The sequence below is a fragment of the Corynebacterium nasorum genome (assembly GCF_022345765.1).
Taxonomy (GTDB): Bacteria; Actinomycetota; Actinomycetes; order Mycobacteriales; family Mycobacteriaceae; genus Corynebacterium; species Corynebacterium kefirresidentii.
In genome coordinates, this window is the sequence record NZ_JAKRDR010000006.1 from 41893 (window position 1) to 63699 (window position 21807).

Below are 21807 nucleotides of genomic sequence, written 5' to 3' on the forward strand. Positions count from 1 at the left end.
GCCGGCGCTGGGTAGTCTTGGCGGATATGGATGACCCCACCCGCATCGATCCCACTCTTGAGTCCCTCCGTCGCGCCTGGGAAGGCCAACCCGACCTCAGCCTCGCCACCTTCTTTGCCATGCTGGCTAATCGGGGCATCGGTTGGGGTGCGAGCGATGCGGAGCTGGTAGCGGAGTTGCAGCGACAAGCGGCCGTGCATCCACCGCTTCTGCCCTTGGATAACGGACGCATTGCGGAAGGGGAGTGGCTGGTGCTTGCCGAAGCCCCCACTAACCGCATTACCGCCACCCCCACCCACGTCATCGTGCGCCGTCCACAAGCTCAACCCGTGGTATGGGCATATGATTCCATTCGCCCAACCGGGCCCGGCCGGCCTTTTACCATTCGTGATACAGAAGGCTTCGAGCACCGCTTTGGCGTGGTTACCAGCCTCATGCGGTTGAGCACCAAGCGCCCAGACCTCAAGGGCCTGAAGCGGCAGGAGTTAGGCGATTTCGTCTTTGTTCTTCGCCTCTCCGGGGCCATTGGCGTTCTTGACCATGGGTTACACCTATTTGCCAAGGAAAATCGCCGCGTTACTCGCCAGGATTATTCTTGGCAGCGAATAGAAAAATGCCGCCCCGGAGAGGAACTGGAAGTGATCCTCGGGGGCGGCGAATCGGCCCGTTTGGGGGCCATTGAAGAGGTCCTAGTGGCAGAGACCCCGAACCCGCTATTCGGATAGGTCCTTCAGAGGCCCAACCTTGCTGAATTGCAGTTTATAAATGGTGTCCAAATCCGCGTCCGGGAAAGCCGCGCGGAAATCGCGTTCATTGGTCTCCACGGCGCCAGTAAGGCGCTCCACCGGGGTATCCGGATTGGCCGTGACCGTGTACTGCAGGGTAGGGCGGGCACGGTCATAAGCCACGAGCCGCTCCACGTGCTCGACGCCCTTAATTCCATCCAGATGCTGGGCCACAGCACCGGCAATAGCGTTCATCGACGTCGTGATAGATCCCTTGTCATTAGACGATGCAGACTCCACGTTATTAAAGCGACGGTGGCGCAGGTTAGCTACCACGAGCCACAGGCCTACGATAAGCAGTAGTGCGGAACCACCGGCCAGCGCCCAGACCCACCAGTCATTGTCCGCCAACGTCTTCCACGCATCGTGGTCCACCCACAGGGCTAAGTACTTGGCAAACTCCACATTGAAGTGGATAAGGATGGGCCACACGCCCAAAGCGACGAGGATTATTCCCAGCAGGCCGAGCAGGATACGGTCAAAAGTAGCAAGTTTTCTAGACATTGTTATCCAACTCCGGAATCTTTTCTACAGCTACGGTGACCTGTGGCGGATTCTTTAAGTGCGCCAGGCACTGCGTAACCGCGGTCTCTACTCGGCCCTGCAGCTCGGCATCGTCGGTATCACCATTGACGGTGACCTTAGCGGTCTTTTTATCCGCTGAGGTCTGTGCGGAGGCAACGCCCGGCACGCGGCGAGCAGTCGCCGAAGATAGGCGAGCGATATCTACCGGCCGCATCCACATGGACGCGGTATCGGAAGCCAGCTGCAGGTGCGTTGTGCGGCGCGTCTTTAGCGTTGCAAATAGGAAGATAAGGCCGACGATGATGGATGCGACACCGGCCCAAATCATCCAGGTCTGCAGCTGTTCAGTGGCGATGAGGTTAAGTACTGGCTGTACCCACGATTGGGCATCGGAACCAGAACCTACAAGCCACGTCTCGCGCACGCCGACGACGCCCGCGGCGATCAGAAGAAGCCCTAGAATCACAGCCCACGATCGCGCCGCTGGAGACGCCTTCGGCTGCTGCCCAAAGTGTTCAGGCATGTGCTGTTCAGCCATGGTTGCCTCCTTGTGGGCGGTAGGGGTTTATGGAAATGGCGCGCAACGGCTCCGGCCGTGGCACATCCACGTGCAGTGGGCGAGGGTTGGCCGGGGTGACCTCAATACGTTTGAGTGCTTGTGGTCGAGGGGCTTTTACCTTTCGCACAGGCGTGGACTTAGGGGTCTGCACGCGGCGCGGTGTCCACTCGTGGCGGATCTCGATATCACGCAGCGGCTGCGGCCGAGGAGCTGATACCTGTACTTTTCGCGACAGCGGGCGAACCTGTCCGCTGGGGACCAGCTTGGCTGGGCGCGGTGCCGCCACGCTGTGAACGTGTACCGGCTTAGGCTCTTTGAGAGGCCGCAGCGCATGTTCACCTGGGGAAGAGATTTCGCGCAGGTGGTGGTCAGGGAGATCAGCAGAGACACTGCGTACCTCAGCCTCGCGCGGAGTGTTTACGGACCGCACCGCGATGTCGGAGTCCGGGGCAGTGACGCTGCGCACCGGTGTTTTCTGCGGTGTGGCAATGCTGCGTACGTTGACCGACTCGGCAGTGACCGGCTGCCAGACCGGCGAGGGCGTGATGTGCGGCGCGACGGCAGCAGCAACCTGGCGCTGCTCCACTTCTGCCGCTGTTACCCGATTGCCCGGAACGGAACCGCCAACGGTGACATTAACGCGTGTAGTGGAATAACCGGTATGTGCCGCGATGGCTTCTGAAATGGCGGCGCGGGTATGCTCCGCCACCGTAGTAACCGGCGAGGGCCACACCACGCCGATAGTGGCGTTGACGGCCGCTACCTCGCGCTCCGAGTCCATCTGGACCGAGACCCGTGGAAAACCGCGGCCGCCGATGCCCGCTAGCTTGGCCTCTATGGCCTTGGTGCCGGGGACGCTAGCGATCGCGGCGGTAACGATGTGTTCCATGGTCCGCAGCGAGATACGCGTGTGGCCCTGAGTGGAACTATCTGTCATTAACCTTGGCCTTTCTCCTTGCCAATGAGGCCATTCCACACCGAGGTGAGATCGATACGGCCATCAAAGTGTGCTCCCACGATTCCGCCAATGGCAGCAAGGAGTACGGCGAGCAGGGTAGGACCCCAGCCTAGGTGCAAAAAGAAGGCAAGAATAAGGCCGGAAATGATGCCCAAAGTGGTGTAATTTTTCATATCTATTCCTTCGATGGAGCAGCGGATAAGCCATCTACTGCGTCAGAAAACTCAACGTCAATGCGCTGCAGTTCGGGACATGCCCCTCGTGCGGCGGACCGGATGTCTTCTGCCAAGGCATAAAGGTCCGGCGCCGCGCTGATATCGACTCGGATGTTGATCTGCAGGTGGCGATCATCGCGCGGATTGGGTCGCCGCATACCGACGATGCGCTCGCCTGGGAGGTACAAACTCACCGAACCGAACGAACCGCCGTCGAGTGCAGCGACGCCGCGGACCTTCGTGACGGCCTGTGCAATAGCGCGGGCGTGGCTTACCTCGAGCTCGAAATGTGCTCGGGGCTCAGGCATTGGGCTTAGGCCTGACCCTGGTTCAAAGCAGCCTGGTCTTCAGACTCGGACTCATCTTTCGGCAGCTTGACATCGTGAACAACAACGTTGACGCGCTCGACGCTCAGGCCAGTCATGCGCTCTACAGCATTCATGATGTTGCGGCGGATAGCCTCAGCGAGCTCGTGGATGGCCACGCCGTACTCAGCCGTGATTGCAATCTCGATGCGGGCGGAGCCTTCTGCTACCTCTACGTCTACGCCCTGGCGGACGTCCTCGGAAGCACCGAAGGACTCGCGAATATTGCCGATCATGCGGGCGCCGCCGCCACCCAATGAATCCACGCCGGAAACCTCGCGGGCTGCGATGCCGGCAATCTTGGAGACCACGACATCATCGATGGTGGTGGTGCCGTATTGGGTTTCCAGGTTGTTATTGACCTCGCGCTCCTCGGAAGCGGGAACCTGGTTGTCAGAGTTTTGTGCAGGGGTCTTGTTTTCAGACATGGGCGAGTGAGCCTTTCTTTATTGGGTAACGCATGAACGCGATATTCAACTATCTAGGCAGGACAAAGAGTCCACAGCCATTGCTTCCGAGTTTAGATACTTCTCAGCCGAGTGTGGGGTGCGAGGCAACAAAATTTTCCAAAACGTGATTTTTGGCACGGTTTAATACGCGGCTTGAAAAACCGCAGACCAACATGCTTAAATACAAAGGTTGCTTTAACAGGGCAGCGAGAACCGAGATGTGGTGCGAGCGACGGACGTCGTCAAGCGCAGTCTCGGGGAGACGCTGAGCTGGTAAAGCGAACATGACACCTTCGTTGTCGCCATGTTTCAGGGGAACTTGAAACATTGACTGGAAGGTCATCCGATCGGGCTAGGTCCGCGTTAGAGCAGTGACACCCCGAGAAGATGGACCGGAGAAGGGGCATGGCAAATAAACAGCGGCAGTAGACGAATTGGACACTCTCCACGTGTAATGCGTGAAAACCGTCCTCTTCACAATACTTTGACTACGGGTCTTGTACCCCGTCGAGAGCACTGCGTTCTGGCACTTGCCATGTACCGCAACTCTTGGTCGTCATGACAGTCAGACCACTGGCGTTGTGTCAGGCCCCCAAGCCCGGACAACGTTATAGAGAAATCGAGAAGCAATTTCCCACCGCTTCACGCCCCGGAAACGCCGGGAATGTGAAAGTGGGGAAGCGAGGAAGAGGATAAGCGTGGCGGGACAAAAAATCCGCATTCGGCTGAAGGCCTATGACCACGAGGCTATCGACGCTTCTGCAAAGAAGATCGTCGAGACCGTTACCCGTACCGGTGCTCGTGTAGTCGGCCCAGTGCCGCTCCCAACCGAGAAGAACGTATACGCAGTTATTCGTTCTCCGCACAAGTACAAGGACTCTCGCGAGCACTTCGAGATGCGCACTCACAAGCGCCTGATCGACATTCTCGACCCAACCCCGAAGACCGTTGATGCTCTTATGCGCATCGATCTTCCGGCAAGCGTCGACGTGAACATCCAGTAAGCGACTTTGGTGGAGAACAAATAATGAGTGAAAACGAGATCAAGGGCATTCTGGGCAAGAAGCTCGGCATGACCCAGGTCTTCGACGAGGACAACCGCGTTGTACCGGTTACCGTCGTCGAGGCAGGGCCATGCGTTGTCACCCAGATTCGCACCCCCGAAACCGATGGCTACAGCGCCATCCAGATCGCCTTTGGCGAAATCGACCCACGCAAGGCAAATAAGCCGGTTGGTGGTCACTTCAAGAAGGCTGGCGTAACCCCACGCCGTCACGTTGCGGAAATCCGCATGGACGACACCTCTGCTTATGAGGTTGGCCAAGAGGTCAAGGTTGACATCTTCGAGGGCATCACCTTCGTTGACGTCACCGGCAAGACCAAGGGCCACGGCTACGCTGGTGCCATGAAGCGCCACGGCTTCGCAGGCCAGGGCGCAGCTCACGGTAACCAGGCCGCTCACCGCCGCGTTGGTGGCATCGGCGGCGCTGCTACCCCGGGCCGCGTCTTCAAGGGCAAGCGCATGGCTGGCCGTATGGGCCAGGACCGCGTGACCACCCAGAACCTGAAGATTCAGAAAATCGATGCCGAGTCCAACCTGCTGCTCATCAAGGGTGCTATCCCTGGTGCGCGCGGCGGCCTCGTCACCGTTAAGACCGCAGTGAAGGGCGGTGCACACGCATGAGCAACCTCAAGCTAGACGTCCACACTTCCGAGGGTAAGACCAACGGCTCTGTAGACCTGCCTGCTGAAATCTTTGACACCGAGGCATCCATTGCTCTGATGCACCAGGTTGTTAACGCTCAGCTTGCTGCTGCACGCCAGGGCACCCACGCAACCAAGACCCGCGGCGATGTCCGCGGTGGTGGTCGCAAGCCTTTCCGTCAGAAGGGCACCGGCCGTGCACGCCAGGGCTCCATCCGCGCACCGCATTACACCGGTGGCGGCACCGTCCATGGCCCACAGCCGCGCGACTACGCACAGCGCACCCCTAAGAAGATGATCAAGGCTGCTCTCTTCGGTGCACTGTCTGACCGTGCTCGCAACGAGCGCATCCACGTCATCGAAGAGCTCGTACCGGGCCAGAAGCCGTCCACCAAGTCGGCTAAGGCCTTCCTCGAGTCCCTGACCGAGCGCAAGAACGTGCTCCTGGTCATCGGCCGCGAGGACATCAACGCTCGTCGTAGCGCTAATAACCTGCCTAACGTTCAGATCCTGGACGCTGGCCAGCTCAACACCTACGACGTTCTCTACTCCGATGACGTTGTGTTCTCCGTTGAGGCGCTACACACCTTCATCAACCGCGCAACCGGCGCGGATAAGGAGGAGAACTAATGGCTAAGATTTCTAACCCACGCGATATCATCATCGCCCCGGTTGTATCCGAGAAGTCCTACGGTCTGATGGAGCAGAACGTGTACACGTTCTACGTCTCCACGGACTCCAATAAGTCCCAGATTAAAGATGCCGTAGAGCAGATCTTTGACGTCAAGGTCGACTCCGTGAACACCGTGAACCGTGCAGGCAAGCGTAAGCGCACCCGCACCGGTTACGGCCAGCGTAAGTCCACCAAGCGTGCATATGTGACGCTCCGTGAAGGCAGCGACTCCATCGACGTCTTCGGCGGCGGCGCTTAAGCGTCACCGGAGAGCCGAAAGGAAAAGGAAGAATTATGGCTATTCGTAAGTACAAGCCGACAACTCCGGGTCGCCGCGCATCCTCCGTTTCTGAGTTTGACGAGATCACTCGTTCTACTCCGGAGAAGTCCCTGCTGCGCCCGCTGAGCAAGACTGGTGGCCGTAACAACTACGGCCGCATTACCACCCGCCACATCGGCGGTGGCCACAAGCGCCGTTACCGTCTGATCGACTTCCGTCGTAACGACAAGGACGGCATCCCGGCAAAGGTCGCTCACATCGAGTACGACCCGAACCGCACCGCAAACATTGCACTGCTTCACTACGTTGATGGCGAGAAGCGCTACATCATCGCCCCTAAAGGCCTGAAGCAGGGCACCATCGTAGAGTCCGGCCCGAATGCAGATATCAAGGTTGGCAACAACCTGCCTCTGCGTAATATCCCGACCGGTTCTACCATCCACGCTGTTGAGCTCAAGCCGGGCGCTGGCGCTAAGCTGGCTCGCTCCGCTGGTGCTTCCATTCAGCTGCTGGGTAAGGAAGGCAAGTACGCAGTTCTGCGTATGCCGTCTTCCGAAATCCGCCGTGTGGATATCCGCTGCCGCGCCACCGTTGGTGAGGTTGGCAATGCCGAGCAGATGAACATCCGCTGGGGCAAGGCCGGCCGTATGCGTTGGAAGGGCGTTCGCCCGACCGTCCGCGGTGTCGTTATGAACCCGGTTGACCACCCACACGGTGGTGGTGAGGGTAAGACCTCGGGTGGTCGCCACCCTGTGTCCCCATGGGGTCACAAGGAGGGTCGCACCCGCAACCCGAACCGTTACTCCAACAACATGATCGTGCGCCGTCGTCGCCCGAACAAGAAGCGCTAAGAGGAGGTAAACAATGCCACGCAGCCTTAAGAAGGGCCCGTTCGTCGATGAGCACCTCCTCAACAAGGTGGATGCTCAGAACGATGCAGGCACCAAGCAGGTCATCAAGACCTGGTCTCGCCGCTCGACCATTCTCCCCGATTTCATCGGTCACACCTTCGCCGTCCACGACGGCCGCAAGCACGTGCCGGTTTTCATCGAGGACTCCATGGTCGGCCACAAGCTGGGCGAGTTTGCACCAACCAAGACCTTTAAGGGTCACGTCAAGGATGACAAGAAGGGACGTCGATAAGCGATGAGTGAGACCATCACCTCCGCATCCGCCACGGCCCGCTACGTCCGCGTCACCCCGATGAAGGCACGTCGCGTGCTCGATCTGGTCCGCGGCAAGTCCGTAAGCGAAGCCCTGGCTATCCTGAAGTACGCACCGCAGGGTGCTTCCAAGCCAGTTGCTAAGGTCGTTGCTTCTGCAGCCGCTAACGCTGAGAACAACTTCGGCCTCGACCCACGCACCCTGGTCATCTCCGAGGCTTATGCCAACGAGGGTCCGACCATGCGTCGTTTCCAGCCGCGTGCACAGGGTCGTGCATTCATGATTCGTAAGCGCACCAGCCACATCACCGTGGTGGTCGAAAGCCAGCAGGAAGGGGCCAAGTAATGGGCCAGAAGATCCATCCTCACGGCCTACGTTTGGGCATCACTTCCGACTGGAAGACCCACTGGTTCGCCGATAAGGACTACGCGAACTACGTAGCCGAAGACATCAAGATTCGTAACTACCTCAACAAGGGCCTCGAGCGCGCCGGCATTGCCGACGTCGTTATCGAGCGCACCCGCGACCGCGTCCGCGTCGACATTCACACTGCCCGCCCGGGCATCGTGATTGGCCGCCGCGGTGCTGAGGCTGACCGTATCCGCCGCGAGCTGGAAAAGCTCACCGGCAAGATGGTTGCCCTCAACATCCTCGAGGTCAAGCAGGTAGACGCAAACGCAACCCTGGTTGCTCACTCCATCGCGGAGCAGCTGGTTAACCGCGTCGCATTCCGTCGTGCAATGCGCAAGGCTATCCAGTCCGCTATGCGCCAGCCACAGGTTAAGGGCATCAAGATTCTGCTGTCCGGCCGCCTGGGTGGTGCTGAAATGTCCCGCGTTGAGCGCTACCACGAGGGTCGCGTTCCGCTGCACACTCTTCGCGCCGAAATCGATTACGGCACCGCAGAGGCCCACACCACCTTCGGCCGCATTGGCATCAAGGTGTGGATCTACAAGGGTGACGTCGTCGGTGGCGTACGCGAGTCCGAACTGAACGCTCCGGCACAGGGCCGTGGCCGTGACCGCAATGGTCGCTCCCGCCGCGGTGGCCAGCGCCGCCAGCGTGCACAGCAGAAGCAGGAGGGCTAATCCATGCTGATTCCTAAGCGTGTTAAGTACCGCCGTCAGCACCGCCCGAACCGTCGCGGCGTGTCCAAGGGCGGTAACCGCATCAACTTCGGCGATTACGCTATCCAGGCTCTCGAGCCGGCGTACATCACCAACCGTCAGATTGAGGCCGCACGTATTGCCATCAACCGCCACGTCAAGCGTGGTGGCAAGGTGTGGATCAACATCTTCCCGGACCGTCCGTTGACCCAGAAGCCGCTCGGCGTTCGTATGGGTTCCGGTAAGGGCCCGGTTGAGAAGTGGGTGGCTAACGTTAAGCCGGGCCGCGTACTTTTCGAGATGAGCTATCCGAACGATGCCGTTGCAATTGAGGCTCTGCGCCGCGCTGGCCAGAAGCTTCCTTGCAAGGTCCGTATCATCAAGAAGGAGGACCAGTTCTAATGGCAACCGGTACCCCCGCCCACGAGTTCCGTGAGCTCGACAATGCTGAGCTGCAGTCCCGCCTGAAGGATGCGAAGGAAGAACTGTTCAACCTTCGCTTCCAGAAGGCCACCGGCCAGCTGACCAACAACCGCCGCATCGGCACGGTTAAGCGCGACATTGCCCGCATCTACACCGTTCTGCGCGAGCGCGAGCTGGGCCTGTCCGTTGCTCCGGGAGCTGAGGCTTAATCATGAGTGAGGCTAACGTGACTGATTCCAAGAAGGCACCTACTCCGAAGAAGGAGAAGGTCAAGGGCGCTCCTAAGGTTCGCACCGGCTATGTAGTTTCCGACAAGATGAACAAGACCATCGTTGTCGAGCTGGAAGACCGCAAGCAGCACGCCCTGTACGGCAAGATCATGCGTTCTAACAAGAAGGTTAAGGCGCACGACGAGGAAGAAACCGCAGGCATCGGCGATCTCGTACGCATCGCTGAGACCCGCCCGCTGTCCAAGGACAAGCACTTCCGTCTCGTTGAGATCATCGAGAAGGCTAAGTAAAAACTAGCCAGCGCAGCCCCTGCTCCGAATCTTATGGTTCGGGGTAGGGGCCTTCGCCGTTTTAAGGCTTCGCTACGGTCGGGCCCGTCCATAAAACCAGTAGGGAACCCACGTGACGGCGGTGGTATCCAGGCCCCACTCATTCACCGCGAGGCCTCGTACGCTCTTTGCTAGCTCCCCCTCGCCGGAAGCCCACACGTACCCCGGCTCCAGCGCACGGGCATAGTCCGCTCTTAGAGCGGCTACGACAGCATCCGCCTCCTGACGCGGTCGGGTATGAATGATGCGCAAGCTGCGGACGCTCGTCTCCCACCGAGTTGCAAGGCCCGGCTCTACCTCGTCCTCGCTGGTTACCACGGCCATAACATCGGTGGCTCGAAGCGTCGCCGGGTTATGGGTTTCTTGGTAGGCCAAGATGTGCCGCAGGGCGGGCAGGGCGGATGCGTCGGCGACTAGAAGTTGTGCTGCCTCGGTTGGTCGCCACAAGTCGTTGCACGTAAAGAATCCCGCCGTATCGCCGGCTCGTGCGCGGCGAATCCACCGCGAACCAGGTCCGGAATCGCCGTGGGTGACCACGTCGACATCGACTGTGGCCTCCTCTGAATGGAGCGCGCGGATGGTATACCAGCGCAGGTCCGGCCGTCTCTCCTCGCAAATCGCGCTTACCGCCGAGCGGAGGTTTATGCCGTCGACGGGGAAGGGCCTAAATTCCTGTCCGGCTTGTGGCATGACGAGTCCAAAGAATTCATCGGGTCCGGAGAGGGTGTATGTCCGGAATGCCTCGGCATAAAACGTCAGGCGGTGCAGGCGCGGCCGGATCCGTATATTAGCGGTCAGAATAACGGGGATGAGTTCGTGCTGACGCATCGTGGCCGATTGTGGGGAAGAGTTCATGCATCTAATATAGTCATAATAAGCTAAGGCTTGCCTAAATAACTCTTTGCGGTATAGGGTAAGCAAAGTTATTTTCCTCCTTCTTGAAAGGGTTAGTCTGGTGAAGATTCTCGGCCGTCGTAGTTTGGGTGCAGTAGCAGTGCTTTCTGCCGGAGCCGTAGCGTTAGGAGGCTGCTCCCGTGGTGAAGGCGATGAAACGGCTAAGGCTACTGACGCTTCCAGCGAGCAGCGCGTGGCTAGCCTGGGCCTGGGTGACGCCGACACGCTGCTTGCCCTGGGGATTACTCCCGTGACGGTGGCACCGTGGGGTGCTGAGGGCGATGGCGACCCCTCCGGCGTCGGCCCCTGGGCAGAGGAGCTTTTAGGCGAAGCAAAACCTGAGGTGATTTATAACACCGCAACCGGATTCACCGCGGATACCTTTGAGCAGATCACTGCGGCAGACCCCACCCAGATCATTGCGGTGAACCAAGCCGTCGATGCGCATACGAAGGAATCCCTGGAAGACATCGCGCCTACCACCATCAAGCCAGATGGCTATGAAGACTGGCAGGTGCCCTGGGAAAAGCAGGTAGAAACCATCGCAGACGCGGTGGGTAAGGAAGACGAAGGCGATAAGCTTATCGATGACACCGAAAAGGCCTTCGAGAAATTCCGCCGCGAGCACACGGAATTGCAGGATAAATCTGCGGCCATCGTCATGCCTTATGATGGCAAAATTGGCCTCTACACCGAGGAGGACGGGCGCGGACAGTTCATCGAGGATCTTGGCATGGAGATCCCCGATGCCTTGCAGGGCGATGGCAGCAGCTTCTTTGTTGACATTGCCCCAGAAAATTACGCAAAGCTTAACCAGGTTGATTACCTCTTTGTCCTGGACTACAACGGTTCCTCCGAAGCCTTGAAGAAGGATAAGACCTTCCAAGGCCTCGACGTTGTCAAGGACGGTCGCGTGCGCTACCTGGATACGGATACCGGTAATGCCATGAGTATGCCGAACCCGGTGACGATTCCCTGGGCAGTAGATAAGTTTGAAGAGAAGCTGTAATTGTCAGCAACCACGAAAGTCGGCCAAAAAATCCAGACGGATAACACCGCAGATAGTCCTGCCGCCACCGCCACCGCCACCGGCGCCGCCGCACCGGTAATGACGCGGGCACAGAGTCACAAGCTGCTCCTTGTTGCCCTCATCCTCGCCAGCCTGGTGTTGGCGGCGGCGTCCTTGGCACTAGGATCCCGCTCGATTCCGCCCGGGGAGGTCATCGCAGCCCTGCACGGAGCAGGGGAGCAGGATATCCACGATATCGTGTGGAACCTGCGCATGCCGCGCACCTTCCTGGCTTATTTCGCCGGCGCGGCCCTTGCTGTGGCCGGTGTACTGGCGCAATCGTGGACCCGAAACCCGCTGGCGGATCCAGGGTTTATTGGCGTTACCGCGGGTGCGTCATTCTTTGTTGCCATAGGCACGGCCATCGGCATTGCTACCTCCACCGGTATGCGGACTACCCTCGCGCTCGCTGGCGCGGGTATTACCACGCTGCTGGTCTTAGCCGTATCGCGGCGGTTTCAGGATCCCCTGACGCTCATTCTGGTAGGTGCCGGAGTCTCCGCCGCCTTGGGATCGGGCGCGATGATCATCGGCCTTTATTCCACGGACGTCCTCGATAGCATGCGGCGGTGGACCATCGGCTCCACCTTTGGCCGCGGCCCAGAAGACGTCGCGATCGCGGGCATAGGGCTTGTTCTCGGCCTAGCGTGCGCGGCGATGGCGGCCAGACCCCTCGACCTTTTGGCTATGGGGGAGGAGTCCTCCCTCGCCTTGGGCGGATCACCCACCACCGCGCGGGTGGGCGCGGCGCTCAGCGTCGTGGTGCTGGCCGGCAGTGCAACGGCGGCAACGGGTCCCATTGCCTTCGTCGGTTTTGCCATTCCCCACATCGTGCGGCGGGTGGTGGGCCCTAGCGTTGCTACCATGCTTTTGCCCTCCGCGCTCTTAGGCGGTTGTGCCGTGCTTGCTGCTGATATCATTGGCCGCCTCATTGTGGGCAGCTCGGAGCTGGAGATGTCCATCGTCCTCGCGATAGTGGGTGCACCCTTCCTCATTTGGGGTGCCCACCGCGGCGTGGGCAGAGCGTGGGGGCAATAACGCATGGCCGCAATCAGCACTATTTTACAAGCGCAGCAACGCCGCCGGCACGCGCGCGTGTTCGCTTCCACGTTGGCATTTATCCTTATCGCCCTTATCGCGTACTTAGTATTGTTGGGGCAAGGTTCCGTGGAACTGAGCCCACGTCAAGTCATCGATGTTCTCACCGGCGGCGGCAGCGAGAGCCACATCAGGGTGGTGTGGGACTTGCGCCTGCCGGTTGCTATCGCCACCGTCATCGTGGGCACCGCCCTCGGCCTGGCCGGTTCTTGGACGCAAACCATGGCCCGCAACCCGCTCGCCTCGCCGGATATTTTAGGCGTTACCGGCGGGGCATCGGTGCTGGTGGTCCTGGGCACCGTGCATTCGCGCCCCAGTTTCGCTGAGGGCATCCCGGAGTTTTGGTGGCGGGCATGCTTGGCGACGATCGGCGCCCTCCTCGTTGTCCTCCTCCTCGCCGCCCTTGGTGGCATCGGTACGAGCAACCGCATCGTCATCGTCGGTATTGCCTTATCTCTGATGTTTCAGGCCATCGTGGCGTATTTGATGCGCAGCGCCCAGGTCCTGCGCGCTGCGGAGGCGCAAACGTGGCTTGCGGGATCGACTGGATTTGTGCGCATGGAGGTCATCCTCCCCCTGCTGGTGGCATTAGCGCCGTTTCTCGCTATAGGCATCTGGTGCGCGCGGGAGTTGCCGCTGCTTGCCCACGATGATTCCTCCGCAACCACCCTGGGCGTGAATATTTCCCGCCAGCGCGCCCTGCTGCTTATTGCGGCAACCGGTATCAGCGCCGTGGTGGTCTCGGTGGTGGGACCCATTGGGTTTATCGCGCTGCTAGCGCCGCACCTGGCGCGGATGGTGGCGCGCACCCCCACACCATCGCCGCTGGCATCGGCAGCCGCGGGCGCGGCGTTGCTTACCGTGTGCGCCGTCATCGCTGGCGCTATCCCGGTAAACGCGCCGGTGGGTGCGGTTTCCTCGGTCATCGGCGGCTGCGCCTTGGTGATAGTGGTGTGGAATGCGGCCGGGCGCAGCTAATCGTTGCGCCGCGGCACAGCGGGGGAAACGGACAAACACAGCGCCCGATGGTGCTAGACAGTCAGACGTGGATGAAGGAAAAGATATGACGAATAATCGGCCTAATCAGCCTAAACAGCCCACGAGCGCGAAGCCTCGGTGTAGCCTCCACGCCACCGGCATTCATGCGGGATATAAGGATGGCGAGGATATCCTTGCCGGCGTCGATCTGCACGCCCGCGCCGGCGAAGTCACCACGCTCATTGGGCCCAATGGCTGCGGCAAGTCCACGCTGCTGAAAACCCTCTCGAAAATCCTGGCCCCGCGGCAGGGCAGCGTCATGGTCGGGGAAGCTGACCTACATGCGCTGTCCGCGAAGGATGCCGCGCAGCAGGTGGCGCTGCTGCCACAGCACCCCGTGGCCCCCGATGGGCTGCGGGTAGGCGAGTTGGTCGCGCGCGGGCGTCATCCCTATCAGGGGAGGATGCGCGGCCTTTCCGCTACGGATCGGGAGATTATCGCGCAGGCCTGCGAGGCTACCGACATTGTGGACTTCCTCGATCGTGATATCGCTTCGCTATCGGGTGGGCAGCGCCAACGCGTCTGGCTGGCGTTGGCACTGGCACAAGATACGCCTGTGCTGCTTCTCGACGAACCCACAACCTTTCTCGACCCCGCCCATGCCATGCGCATGCTGGAGTTGGCACGCGCACAAGCGCAGGCGGGCAAAACAGTGGTTGTAGTCCTGCACGATCTCATGCTGGCGGGCCACTATTCTGATTCCATGGTGGTGATGAAAGCCGGAAAAATTATCGCGCGCGGGGCGCCGAAACAAGCGCTGTCCCCGCAGGTCTTGGCGCAGGCCTATGGCATCGAGGCTGAAGCCTGGGAGGATCCGCTGGGCGATGCCCCCATCATTGTTCCCCGCCGCGTCGTAGCGGCGCATTAGTGGAAACCTGCCAATTGTGGCTATTGCCCAGACGCTCTAGTTGACCTTTCTTTGTATATCTAGAAAGGAAATTGCCACTACAAAAAGATTGAGCACACTTCCTGCGCCGAGCAAAAAGGTGCCGATTCGATAAGATCCTGTGCCGACGGCCGCCATATTGCCGTAGATATAGACCCAGATGCCCCAGCCGATGAGCAGCACGAGGCCGGCAAGCCCGGAGAGCAGGCGGAGGCTACGTGGGGAGGTGGGGGCGAAGAACTTATAGGCGGCGTCGACAAGCGTGCAAGCCGCAAGCCCCAAACTCAGCCCGCCGGTCAACCAAACAGGAAGTAGAGCGGAGGTGCCAAAGACTACGGGCAGGATAAACGCGAGAAACGCGAGGATAAAGAGCGCGGAGTGCAGCCACAGGGTGCGCTTGGTGTAGGGCATAGCGCTGACTCTACTTCCTCACGCCGTGGTGGGTTAGCACCTTTGCGTGAAACGGTGATCCCTGCGGCGGCCGCGGCGAAGGACAGGATTTCCTTCCACTCCGCAGTTCCTAGTTCAGACAAAGCGGTGGCGTCGAGCCCGCGCTCATCAATCTGGGTCAACAATGCGGCCATGATGGTATCGCCGGCGCCAATGGTGTCGGCGACGGTGACCTTTGCGGCCGGCACCTGTAGTGCGGTGTCACCGGCCTGAACGCTAAGGCCCTCCCTGCCGCGGGTAATTACGACGACGGGGACCTGGGAAATGAGGTCGGTGCCGAGGAATTCCACCTCCTCGTCGGAAAGCTTGAGCACAGTGACGTGGGGGAGCAGGTCCGCTAGGAATTCTCGGTGCTCCTGGGTGGCGTAGAACGGGCGGATATTCGGATCGAGGGCGACCAAGGTACCTTGTGCGGCGAAATCCTTCAATAGTTGCGCATAGCGGGAGGCGCCAGGTTCAAGGGCAAGGGAGACCGTGCCAAAGCACGCGATATCGGCCGGAACCAATTGTGGCTCAACCAAGCGGTCGGCGGTGCCCTCGATATAGAAGTTATAGGAAGCGGAGCCGTCCTCATGGATGGTCGTGACGGCTAGCGTGGTGGGCTCATCGCCACGCTGCAGGTGGGTGGTGGTCACGCCTTCTGCCTCAAGGTGGCCAACGAGTTCCTGGCCAAATCCATCGGTAGAAAGGCGGGACTGGAACTCTACGTCCGCCCCCAGTCTCGCGGCAGCGATGGCCACGTTAAATGGCCCGCCGCCCAGCGCCGGGGTGTGGTCGTTCAAGCTGCCAGGGGCTACTGGAACGAGGTCCACGAGCCCTTCACCGCACACATGAATAGTCATATTTTCATAGTATCGGTGATATGAACTACCGGCCCAATTTTCACCTTGCCCCACCACAAGGCCGCCTCAATGATCCCAATGGTGTCTTTGTAGACGGTGATACCTTGCATGTTTACTACCAGCATGACCCTGCCTTCCCGCGCCAGCCCAAGCGCACCGGCTGGGGCCATGCGACCACACGTGTTTCCGCGCCCACGCCATGGCAACACCACCCGGATGCCTTATACCCGGATCTGCCCTATGACAAGGATGGATGCTATTCGGGCGGCGCGGTGGTCGATGGCACCGATGTCTGGCTGTTTTATACAGGCAACCTGAAACAAGACGGCCGCCGCATTCCCTCGCAGAACCGCGTGCGCGCCCTCGACCCTTCGGGCCCTGAAGGCGGCATCTATCTCCGCGATGAGAATAACCCCCTCATCCCGGACTCCCCGGGGGGTTATACGGGCCACTTCCGTGACCCACAGATCACCCGCGACGGTGACGGTTGGCGGATGGTCATCGGGGCCCAAACCGAAGATGAACGCGGCACCATTGTTCTCTACCGCTCCCAGGACTTAGCGCAGTGGGACTTTCAGAGCGAGATTGTTTTCGATGATCCTTCCCAGCTGCCGGGCGGATATATGTGGGAGTGCCCTAATCTCCTCACGCTAGGGGACAAGCAGGTACTCATCTTTTGCCCGCAAGCAGAAACGGACCGCTGCGGCTATGTCGTGGGCACGCTCGAAGGGTTGGATTTTCACATTGAGCGCGGCTTTACACTCTTGGATCACGGCACCCAGTTTTATGCGCCGCAGGCTACCGAGGACGGCATCCTGCTGGGGTGGATGGGCATGCCCGCCCAGGATGACACTCCGACGCAAGGCTGGGTGCACACCTTGACCCTGCCACGCCGCATCTGGCTTGAGGGTGACTACTTGCACCAAGAGCCGCTGTGGTCTGCCTTGCCGGAGACCCACGGGCCCGAAGGCTTTGGCTCCACCATCGATATCAAGGGCGAAGGTTCCTTTGCTCTTATCGACGCCGTCGGGGATGAAGCTTTCCGCGTCACCCAACGCGACGGGACCATTTCCTTTAATGGCGGAGAACCCATCGACTGCCCGGATGGTGAGATGCGCTTGATTGCGGATGGCTGCGCCGTTGAGGTCTATGCCGGGGGTGGTCGGATTGCTGCTTCGTTCGCGGTGTTTGGCGAGTCACCGTGGCAGGGGTGGGAACCGCGCGGGTAGGTGTACCTATCACCGGTGAAGTTGCCAACACTCCGCCCGAATGTGTGGACTTAGGCCCGAATTCCAGCTGTAATGGACATATGTAGTCACGTCCGGTATCAGGATGTGATCCATTACACTGAAGGGCTCATCTATGGACCACAAGGAAGTAGCCGCCCGCACGCTTAAGGCGCTCGGCGGCGAAGACAACATCATCGCACTCGCGCACTGCGCCACGCGCCTGCGCATGGTGCTACAAGATTCGGACAAGGTGGATACCGCCGCGCTGGATAATGACCCCGATCTCAAGGGCACCTTTGAGGCTGGCGGCATGTTCCAGGTCATCGTCGGCCCTGGTGACGTCAATATCGTCTTCCAGGAAATGACCAACCTGATTTCCAAGGACGTGGCCGTATCCACCGACCGTCTAAAAGACATCGCTGCTGAATCCGGCAACTGGTTTAGCCGAGCCGTCAAAGTCTTGGCGGATATCTTCGTGCCGCTCATCCCCATCCTATTGGGCGGCGGTTTGCTCATGGCTCTCAATAACGTCTTGACGGCCGAAGGCCTGTTTGGCGATAAATCCGTCATCGAGATGTTCCCGGCGTGGGAAGGCTTTGCCGGGCTAGTTAATTTGCTCGCCGCCGCGCCGTTCGCCTTTCTGCCCATCCTCGTCGGCTTTACCGCGACGAAGCGCTTTGGTGGCAACGAGTTCCTTGGCGCCGGTATGGCTATGGCGATGGTCATGCCGGATTTGGTCAGCGGCTACAACGTGGCTGAAGCGATTGAAAGCGGCGAGATGTCCTATTGGAATATCTTTGGCTTCGACGTCGCCCAGGCCGGCTACCAAGGTTCCATCCTTCCTATCTTGGTGATTTCGTGGATCCTCGCCACCTTGGAGAAATTCCTGCACAAGCACCTCAAGGGCACGGTGGACTTCATGCTTACCCCGCTGCTCACGCTGCTCATTACCGGTTTCTTAACCTTTATGGGCCTGGGGCCCATCCTGCGCACGGCCGGCGAGTGGCTTGGCATGGGACTAGCTAACCTCTATGACTTTGCCGGTCCAGTGGCCGGTTTCCTCTTCGGCCTTGTTTATTCGCCGATTGTGATTACCGGCTTGCACCAATCCTTCCCGCCGATTGAGACGATGTTGTGGAACGAGGGCGGTTCCTTTATCTTCCCGATTGCCTCCATGGCCAATATCGCCCAAGGTGGTGTCGCGCTCGCCGTATACTTCCTGGCCCGCTCCGAAAAGCTCAAAGGGCTGGCCGGTGCCTCCGGCATTTCTGCCCTGTTCGGTATTACTGAGCCCGCTATCTTCGGCGTGAACCTCCGCTTGCGCTGGCCGTTTTATATCGGTATGGCGGCTTCCGCCATTTCTTCTGCCTTCATCGCCATCTTTGGCGTGCTTGCCGATGCCCTCGGCGCCGCCGGCTTCATCGGTTTCGTCTCCGTCCCCCGCTTTGTGCCGACCTTCCTCCTGTGTGGTGTCATCTCCTTCGTGATTGCCTTTGTGGGCGCGTACCTCTACGGCCGCGTGCTCATTCGGAAGAATGGCTCCATCGATCCGGACGAGGTCAATCCTCCCGCAGCCGAAGCTCAGGCTGTCGCTGCTACCCCAGCCGCGGTAGCTGCCGACGATGCCTGCACCATCTTCTCCCCACTGGAGGGCACCGCCGTGCCACTGTCTCAGGTCAGCGATCCTATGTTTGCCGGTGGCAAGCTAGGCCAGGGCGTGGCAATCGAGCCCACCGTGGGCAAGCTGGTTGCGCCTGCCGACGGCAAAATCACCGTTACTTTCCCTCCCACCATGCCTATGCCATTCGTGCCAAGGACTCAGTGGTGGGCAACATCGATATCCTCATGCATATCGGATTCGATACGGTAAACCTCAAGGGTGAGCACTTCACCTCCCACGTCACCAAGGGCGATGAGGTCAAGCGGGGCGATATCCTCGCCGAATTCGATATCGACGCTATCAAGGCCGCCGGCCTTCCCGTGACCACTCCGGTGGTTGTCTCGAATTCGAAGAAGACCGGCCCGGTCATCCCTACTGAGGCCTTCCGCCCCGGCGAACTTATTGGCTCCGGTACCGATATCTTCACCGTGGATCCCAAGCCCGAGCCAGCATCCACACCGACCACTGGCCATGCAGCTACACCTGCATCCACTGACGAGCCTTCCAGTACAACCAGCTAGCTCTAAAGAACAAAGGCCGAACTGAGAGATACTTCTTCCCAGTTCGGCCGTTGGCGTATTAGAAACAACTGTGTCCCCATGGCCAAAAGCTCATTTGGAGCCCAAGCGAATTGCGATGCACCAGGGAGTCCACAGCAAAAAGCTGCGCCGTCCGGACCGAAGCCCGACCGACGCAGCAAGTCTCAATTCAGTTTCCTATCTAGTAGGGAGGCTCTTGCTTAAGCGAAGAACTTGCGGCGTGCGGTGAAAGCGCCAGCAGCAACCATTGCAGCTACGGCCAGAGCAGCCAGAGCCTGTGCAACGGAGTTGGAGCCGGTCTCAGCGGACATACCACGTGCGGAGTCTGCAGATTCGCCAGTTGCCGGGGCAGATAGTGCGGAAGGAACCTCAGCCTGGGCAGCGTCGCCCTTAGCGAGCTGACCGACCTGGGCGATAACTTCGTCCTTGTTAGCGTTCAGCATCTGCTCGGAAGCAGCCTTTTCCTCAGCGGTCGGTTCCTGGTTCTTGCGTGCCTCGTCCTTGACGTAGGTCTTGCCGTCCTGGGAAAGGTACCAGGTGATGCCACCGATGATCAGTGCAGCTGGCAGTGCCAACCAAGCCAGCTTATTCTTGTCGAATTCAGGCTTCGAATCCTCAGACAGGAACGCCTCAGCGTAAGAATTGCGCATCTCGTCGGTGATCTCTTCATTCACCAGAGCTGGGTCGTTGACGTAAACCTTCGGATCCTTCAGGCTCTGGTACCACTCGTTGCCCTCGGCGTCCTTCTTCGTAGCTGGAGCAGGGATACCTTCTTTGTTGGAGCTCTCGGAGTCAGTACCCTCGGCGTCGGCTGTGCCTTCAGTGTCAGTCTCGTTTCCAGGGGTCTCAGGATCAGCGCTTTCACCATCCTTTGACTGCTGACGCTCCCAGATGGCGCGAGCTTGATCCTCAGTGAGGGTAGGTACGGTGTCCTCGCCGGCTGGGTTCTCAAAGCGGTTGCGTGGTGCGTAGCTGCCGTCGGGCTGCTTGTCGTAGGTAATGCCATTGGTCTCGATGGAAGCCGGTAGTGGCATCTGAGCCTGTGCAATAGCTGCGCCGCCAAAGGCGAGTGCGCCGGTCAGTACAGCAGCAGTCAGGGTCTGTGGCAAACGCTTCATGTGTTTCTCCTTCGGGAAATATGGGAAAGAGCAAAGAAACGTCTTTCGCGGGCAAATACCAGTAGTCACAGAATTTGCAGTTGTTGCATGAAAATCAGAAGTTAACTGAAATTCTCATGCGTTACAGCAGTGAAAGATCAAACCATTAGAATGGCTGCGCGATGGACTTTGCACTGAGCGTTGTTAAAGTGTGGTTCATATGTGCAGATTGTGGCGATGATTTTGGAGCCTATGCGTGTCGTAGTATTCGAAATAAGAGGCCGAGGGGTAAGTGGGTGTACTGACGGAAATATATGTGGAGGTAGGGGGGCGTCGGTAATCACTAAGCGGCGTTTTGGTATGGGCGCTGGCGTGTGGTTGAATGTATAGGTTGCAAAAGCTGGTCGGCCCGTAGTGGTGCGTTTCCGAACCGCCGGTCCGAGACCCTTCGGCACAGTCCGTTGTCAAGGCTTGAGCATCGCAAGTTTGTAGACCGCGTGCGGCAAGGACGGAAATCTTACCGCACATCAATCCAGGTCAGGAGACCCATAGTGATTCAGCAAGAATCGCGTCTGCGCGTCGCCGACAACTCTGGTGCACGTGAACTGCTGTGCATCCGCGTTCTCGGCGGCTCTGTCCGACGCTCCGCTGGCATCGGCGACGTCATCGTCGCGACTGTCAAGGACGCTGTCCCAGGTGGCAACGTCAAGGAAGGCGACATTGTAAAGGCAGTTATCGTCCGCGCGAAGAAGGAAACCCGTCGTCCAGACGGCTCCTACATTCGCTTTGACGAGAACGCTGCAGTTGTTCTCAAGGGCGATAGCGAGCCTCGTGGTACCCGTATCTTCGGACCGGTTGCTCGCGAACTTCGTGACAAGCGTTTCATGAAGATCGTTTCTCTCGCACCGGAGGTGATCTAGTCTTATGAAGATCCATAAGGGAGATATGGTGATCGTCATTTCGGGCCCAGATAAGGGCGCGAAGGGCAAGGTCATCGAGGCATACCCAAAGCGTGACAAGGTCCTCGTAGAGGGCGTTAACCGCATCAAGAAGCACGTCGCAAACTCTGCTGCCGAGCGTGGCGCCGAGTCCGGCGGAATCGTTACCCAGGAAGCACCGATCCACGTGTCCAACGTTGCGATCGTTGACTCCGAAGGCAACCCGACCCGCGTGGGCTACCGTTTCGACGAGAACGGCAAGAAGGTCCGTATCGCGCGTAGCAACGGGAAGGACATCTAAA

At 59.4% G+C, this 21807-nt stretch carries 29 protein-coding genes and 1 pseudogene; 20 read left to right on the plus strand and 10 right to left on the minus strand.

The window, feature by feature from the left end:
- Positions 1–26: 26 nt before the first annotated feature.
- Entirely contained in the window at positions 27–725 is a 699-nt protein-coding gene (locus MHK04_RS06050; RefSeq protein WP_239208156.1) for a hypothetical protein, read from the plus strand.
- Here MHK04_RS06050 and amaP read toward each other — a convergent pair.
- From amaP to MHK04_RS06080, 6 genes are read right to left on the minus strand one after another with little or no spacing between them, the layout of a single operon-like run.
- A complete protein-coding gene (gene amaP, locus MHK04_RS06055) occupies positions 714–1289 on the minus strand; it encodes an alkaline shock response membrane anchor protein AmaP (protein ID WP_239208155.1) in 576 nt (191 codons plus the stop codon). The two genes, MHK04_RS06050 and amaP, sit on opposite strands and share 12 nt — an antisense overlap.
- Positions 1282–1848 carry a DUF6286 domain-containing protein gene (locus tag MHK04_RS06060; protein ID WP_239208154.1) on the minus strand — a complete coding sequence of 189 codons (567 nt, stop codon included), beginning with the start codon at positions 1846–1848 and terminating at the stop codon, positions 1282–1284. Before MHK04_RS06060 ends, amaP begins: the two co-directional genes overlap by 8 nt.
- Entirely contained in the window at positions 1841–2806 is a 966-nt protein-coding gene (locus tag MHK04_RS06065; protein WP_239208153.1) for an Asp23/Gls24 family envelope stress response protein, read from the minus strand. Before MHK04_RS06065 ends, MHK04_RS06060 begins: the two co-directional genes overlap by 8 nt.
- Positions 2806–3000, minus strand: coding sequence for a DUF2273 domain-containing protein (locus tag MHK04_RS06070; RefSeq protein WP_023020546.1), 195 nt, complete (start codon positions 2998–3000; stop codon positions 2806–2808). Before MHK04_RS06070 ends, MHK04_RS06065 begins: the two co-directional genes overlap by 1 nt.
- A 2-nt stretch (positions 3001–3002) precedes the next feature.
- On the minus strand, positions 3003–3350 hold the full coding sequence (locus MHK04_RS06075; RefSeq protein ID WP_239208152.1) for a hypothetical protein: 348 nt from the start codon (positions 3348–3350) through the stop codon (positions 3003–3005).
- 5 nt (positions 3351–3355) lie between these two features.
- Entirely contained in the window at positions 3356–3835 is a 480-nt protein-coding gene (locus MHK04_RS06080; protein WP_023020548.1) for an Asp23/Gls24 family envelope stress response protein, read from the minus strand.
- A gap of 719 nt (positions 3836–4554) precedes the next feature.
- On the opposite strand from MHK04_RS06080, the gene rpsJ reads away from it, so the two are divergent.
- From rpsJ to rpsQ, 11 genes are read left to right on the plus strand one after another with little or no spacing between them, the layout of a single operon-like run.
- Positions 4555–4860, plus strand: a complete 306-nt coding sequence (rpsJ, locus tag MHK04_RS06085) for a 30S ribosomal protein S10 (RefSeq protein WP_003848085.1) — start codon at positions 4555–4557, stop codon at positions 4858–4860.
- Between the two features lie 23 nt (positions 4861–4883).
- Complete coding sequence (rplC, locus tag MHK04_RS06090) at positions 4884–5540, plus strand: 50S ribosomal protein L3 (RefSeq protein ID WP_023020549.1); 657 nt, start codon at positions 4884–4886, stop codon at positions 5538–5540.
- Positions 5537–6190, plus strand: coding sequence for a 50S ribosomal protein L4 (gene rplD, locus MHK04_RS06095; protein WP_005322847.1), 654 nt, complete (start codon positions 5537–5539; stop codon positions 6188–6190). Before rplC ends, rplD begins: the two co-directional genes overlap by 4 nt.
- Positions 6190–6492 carry a 50S ribosomal protein L23 gene (rplW, locus tag MHK04_RS06100; RefSeq protein ID WP_023020550.1) on the plus strand — a complete coding sequence of 101 codons (303 nt, stop codon included), beginning with the start codon at positions 6190–6192 and terminating at the stop codon, positions 6490–6492. The genes rplD and rplW overlap by 1 nt, the downstream gene beginning before the upstream one ends.
- 35 nt (positions 6493–6527) lie before the next feature.
- Positions 6528–7364, plus strand: coding sequence for a 50S ribosomal protein L2 (rplB, locus tag MHK04_RS06105; protein WP_023020551.1), 837 nt, complete (start codon positions 6528–6530; stop codon positions 7362–7364).
- 13 nt (positions 7365–7377) lie between these two features.
- Positions 7378–7656, plus strand: a complete 279-nt coding sequence (rpsS, locus tag MHK04_RS06110) for a 30S ribosomal protein S19 (RefSeq protein ID WP_005276936.1) — start codon at positions 7378–7380, stop codon at positions 7654–7656.
- Positions 7657–7659: 3 nt separating this feature from the next.
- Positions 7660–8022 (plus strand): 50S ribosomal protein L22, encoded by a 363-nt coding sequence (rplV, locus tag MHK04_RS06115; protein WP_005276938.1) that lies wholly within the window; start codon positions 7660–7662, stop codon positions 8020–8022.
- Positions 8022–8765: a 30S ribosomal protein S3 gene (rpsC, locus tag MHK04_RS06120; RefSeq protein ID WP_023027807.1), complete on the plus strand. Its 744-nt coding sequence runs from the start codon at positions 8022–8024 to the stop codon at positions 8763–8765. The genes rplV and rpsC overlap by 1 nt, the downstream gene beginning before the upstream one ends.
- A gap of 3 nt (positions 8766–8768) precedes the next feature.
- The gene (gene rplP, locus MHK04_RS06125; RefSeq protein ID WP_023020553.1) at positions 8769–9185 is read left to right on the plus strand and encodes a 50S ribosomal protein L16; all 417 of its coding nucleotides are present in this window, start codon (positions 8769–8771) and stop codon (positions 9183–9185) included.
- Entirely contained in the window at positions 9185–9415 is a 231-nt protein-coding gene (rpmC, locus tag MHK04_RS06130; RefSeq protein WP_005322842.1) for a 50S ribosomal protein L29, read from the plus strand. The genes rplP and rpmC overlap by 1 nt, the downstream gene beginning before the upstream one ends.
- 2 nt (positions 9416–9417) lie before the next feature.
- Positions 9418–9726, plus strand: a complete 309-nt coding sequence (rpsQ, locus tag MHK04_RS06135) for a 30S ribosomal protein S17 (protein WP_023020554.1) — start codon at positions 9418–9420, stop codon at positions 9724–9726.
- Positions 9727–9798: 72 nt separating this feature from the next.
- Here the strand turns inward: rpsQ and MHK04_RS06140 are convergent, their stop codons facing one another.
- On the minus strand, positions 9799–10620 hold the full coding sequence (locus MHK04_RS06140; protein WP_239208151.1) for a siderophore-interacting protein: 822 nt from the start codon (positions 10618–10620) through the stop codon (positions 9799–9801).
- A 100-nt stretch (positions 10621–10720) separates the two neighbouring features.
- Between MHK04_RS06140 and MHK04_RS06145 the strand changes: the two genes are divergently transcribed.
- From MHK04_RS06145 to MHK04_RS06160, 4 genes are all read left to right on the plus strand, one after another.
- Positions 10721–11668, plus strand: a complete 948-nt coding sequence (locus MHK04_RS06145) for an ABC transporter substrate-binding protein (RefSeq protein WP_239208150.1) — start codon at positions 10721–10723, stop codon at positions 11666–11668.
- Positions 11669–12766 (plus strand): FecCD family ABC transporter permease, encoded by a 1098-nt coding sequence (locus MHK04_RS06150; RefSeq protein WP_239208149.1) that lies wholly within the window; start codon positions 11669–11671, stop codon positions 12764–12766. It abuts the gene before it with no gap.
- A 3-nt stretch (positions 12767–12769) separates the two neighbouring features.
- Positions 12770–13804, plus strand: a complete 1035-nt coding sequence (locus MHK04_RS06155; RefSeq protein WP_239208148.1) for a FecCD family ABC transporter permease — start codon at positions 12770–12772, stop codon at positions 13802–13804.
- Positions 13805–13889: 85 nt separating this feature from the next.
- Positions 13890–14732 (plus strand): ABC transporter ATP-binding protein, encoded by an 843-nt coding sequence (locus MHK04_RS06160; RefSeq protein WP_239208177.1) that lies wholly within the window; start codon positions 13890–13892, stop codon positions 14730–14732.
- A 36-nt stretch (positions 14733–14768) separates the two neighbouring features.
- On the opposite strand, the gene MHK04_RS06165 is transcribed toward MHK04_RS06160, so the two are convergent.
- Both MHK04_RS06165 and MHK04_RS06170 read right to left on the minus strand, forming a co-directional pair.
- Positions 14769–15161 (minus strand): multidrug transporter, encoded by a 393-nt coding sequence (locus MHK04_RS06165; RefSeq protein ID WP_239208147.1) that lies wholly within the window; start codon positions 15159–15161, stop codon positions 14769–14771.
- A complete protein-coding gene (locus tag MHK04_RS06170; protein WP_239208146.1) occupies positions 15083–16042 on the minus strand; it encodes a carbohydrate kinase family protein in 960 nt (319 codons plus the stop codon). The genes MHK04_RS06165 and MHK04_RS06170 overlap by 79 nt, the downstream gene beginning before the upstream one ends.
- Positions 16043–16062: 20 nt before the next feature.
- Between MHK04_RS06170 and MHK04_RS06175 the strand changes: the two genes are divergently transcribed.
- Positions 16063–17271 carry a glycoside hydrolase family 32 protein gene (locus tag MHK04_RS06175; RefSeq protein WP_239208145.1) on the plus strand — a complete coding sequence of 403 codons (1209 nt, stop codon included), beginning with the start codon at positions 16063–16065 and terminating at the stop codon, positions 17269–17271.
- A 133-nt stretch (positions 17272–17404) separates the two neighbouring features.
- Positions 17405–19452, plus strand: a pseudogene (locus MHK04_RS06180) (sucrose-specific PTS transporter subunit IIBC).
- Positions 19453–19670: 218 nt separating this feature from the next.
- Here MHK04_RS06180 and MHK04_RS06185 read toward each other — a convergent pair.
- Entirely contained in the window at positions 19671–20588 is a 918-nt protein-coding gene (locus MHK04_RS06185; protein WP_239208144.1) for a hypothetical protein, read from the minus strand.
- 530 nt (positions 20589–21118) lie between these two features.
- Here MHK04_RS06185 and rplN point away from each other — a divergent pair.
- Positions 21119–21487, plus strand: a complete 369-nt coding sequence (rplN, locus tag MHK04_RS06190; RefSeq protein WP_049378875.1) for a 50S ribosomal protein L14 — start codon at positions 21119–21121, stop codon at positions 21485–21487.
- Positions 21488–21491: 4 nt separating this feature from the next.
- A complete protein-coding gene (gene rplX / locus MHK04_RS06195; RefSeq protein ID WP_023027809.1) occupies positions 21492–21806 on the plus strand; it encodes a 50S ribosomal protein L24 in 315 nt (104 codons plus the stop codon).
- Position 21807 lies beyond the last annotated feature (1 nt).

What these genes read in the sequence shown, in the direction of transcription:
- rplX (WP_023027809.1), top strand. Translation starts at nt 21,492, where the DNA reads ATGAAGATCCATAAGGGAGATATGGTGATCGTCATTTCGGGCCCAGAT.
- rpsC (WP_023027807.1), top strand. Translation starts at nt 8,022, where the DNA reads ATGGGCCAGAAGATCCATCCTCACGGCCTACGTTTGGGCATCACTTCC.
- MHK04_RS06080 (WP_023020548.1), bottom strand. Translation starts at nt 3,835, where the DNA reads ATGTCTGAAAACAAGACCCCTGCACAAAACTCTGACAACCAGGTTCCC.
- rpsS (WP_005276936.1), top strand. Translation starts at nt 7,378, where the DNA reads ATGCCACGCAGCCTTAAGAAGGGCCCGTTCGTCGATGAGCACCTCCTC.
- rpmC (WP_005322842.1), top strand. Translation starts at nt 9,185, where the DNA reads ATGGCAACCGGTACCCCCGCCCACGAGTTCCGTGAGCTCGACAATGCT.
- MHK04_RS06075 (WP_239208152.1), bottom strand. Translation starts at nt 3,350, where the DNA reads ATGCCTGAGCCCCGAGCACATTTCGAGCTCGAGGTAAGCCACGCCCGC.
- rplV (WP_005276938.1), top strand. Translation starts at nt 7,660, where the DNA reads ATGAGTGAGACCATCACCTCCGCATCCGCCACGGCCCGCTACGTCCGC.
- rplW (WP_023020550.1), top strand. Translation starts at nt 6,190, where the DNA reads ATGGCTAAGATTTCTAACCCACGCGATATCATCATCGCCCCGGTTGTA.
- rplB (WP_023020551.1), top strand. Translation starts at nt 6,528, where the DNA reads ATGGCTATTCGTAAGTACAAGCCGACAACTCCGGGTCGCCGCGCATCC.
- MHK04_RS06175 (WP_239208145.1), top strand. Translation starts at nt 16,063, where the DNA reads ATGAACTACCGGCCCAATTTTCACCTTGCCCCACCACAAGGCCGCCTC.
- MHK04_RS06160 (WP_239208177.1), top strand. Translation starts at nt 13,890, where the DNA reads ATGACGAATAATCGGCCTAATCAGCCTAAACAGCCCACGAGCGCGAAG.
- amaP (WP_239208155.1), bottom strand. Translation starts at nt 1,289, where the DNA reads ATGTCTAGAAAACTTGCTACTTTTGACCGTATCCTGCTCGGCCTGCTG.
- rplC (WP_023020549.1), top strand. Translation starts at nt 4,884, where the DNA reads ATGAGTGAAAACGAGATCAAGGGCATTCTGGGCAAGAAGCTCGGCATG.
- MHK04_RS06065 (WP_239208153.1), bottom strand. Translation starts at nt 2,806, where the DNA reads ATGACAGATAGTTCCACTCAGGGCCACACGCGTATCTCGCTGCGGACC.
- rpsQ (WP_023020554.1), top strand. Translation starts at nt 9,418, where the DNA reads ATGAGTGAGGCTAACGTGACTGATTCCAAGAAGGCACCTACTCCGAAG.
- MHK04_RS06155 (WP_239208148.1), top strand. Translation starts at nt 12,770, where the DNA reads ATGGCCGCAATCAGCACTATTTTACAAGCGCAGCAACGCCGCCGGCAC.
- MHK04_RS06165 (WP_239208147.1), bottom strand. Translation starts at nt 15,161, where the DNA reads ATGCCCTACACCAAGCGCACCCTGTGGCTGCACTCCGCGCTCTTTATC.
- MHK04_RS06185 (WP_239208144.1), bottom strand. Translation starts at nt 20,588, where the DNA reads ATGAAGCGTTTGCCACAGACCCTGACTGCTGCTGTACTGACCGGCGCA.
- rplD (WP_005322847.1), top strand. Translation starts at nt 5,537, where the DNA reads ATGAGCAACCTCAAGCTAGACGTCCACACTTCCGAGGGTAAGACCAAC.
- rplP (WP_023020553.1), top strand. Translation starts at nt 8,769, where the DNA reads ATGCTGATTCCTAAGCGTGTTAAGTACCGCCGTCAGCACCGCCCGAAC.
- MHK04_RS06170 (WP_239208146.1), bottom strand. Translation starts at nt 16,042, where the DNA reads ATGACTATTCATGTGTGCGGTGAAGGGCTCGTGGACCTCGTTCCAGTA.
- MHK04_RS06070 (WP_023020546.1), bottom strand. Translation starts at nt 3,000, where the DNA reads ATGAAAAATTACACCACTTTGGGCATCATTTCCGGCCTTATTCTTGCC.
- MHK04_RS06050 (WP_239208156.1), top strand. Translation starts at nt 27, where the DNA reads ATGGATGACCCCACCCGCATCGATCCCACTCTTGAGTCCCTCCGTCGC.
- MHK04_RS06060 (WP_239208154.1), bottom strand. Translation starts at nt 1,848, where the DNA reads ATGGCTGAACAGCACATGCCTGAACACTTTGGGCAGCAGCCGAAGGCG.
- MHK04_RS06140 (WP_239208151.1), bottom strand. Translation starts at nt 10,620, where the DNA reads ATGAACTCTTCCCCACAATCGGCCACGATGCGTCAGCACGAACTCATC.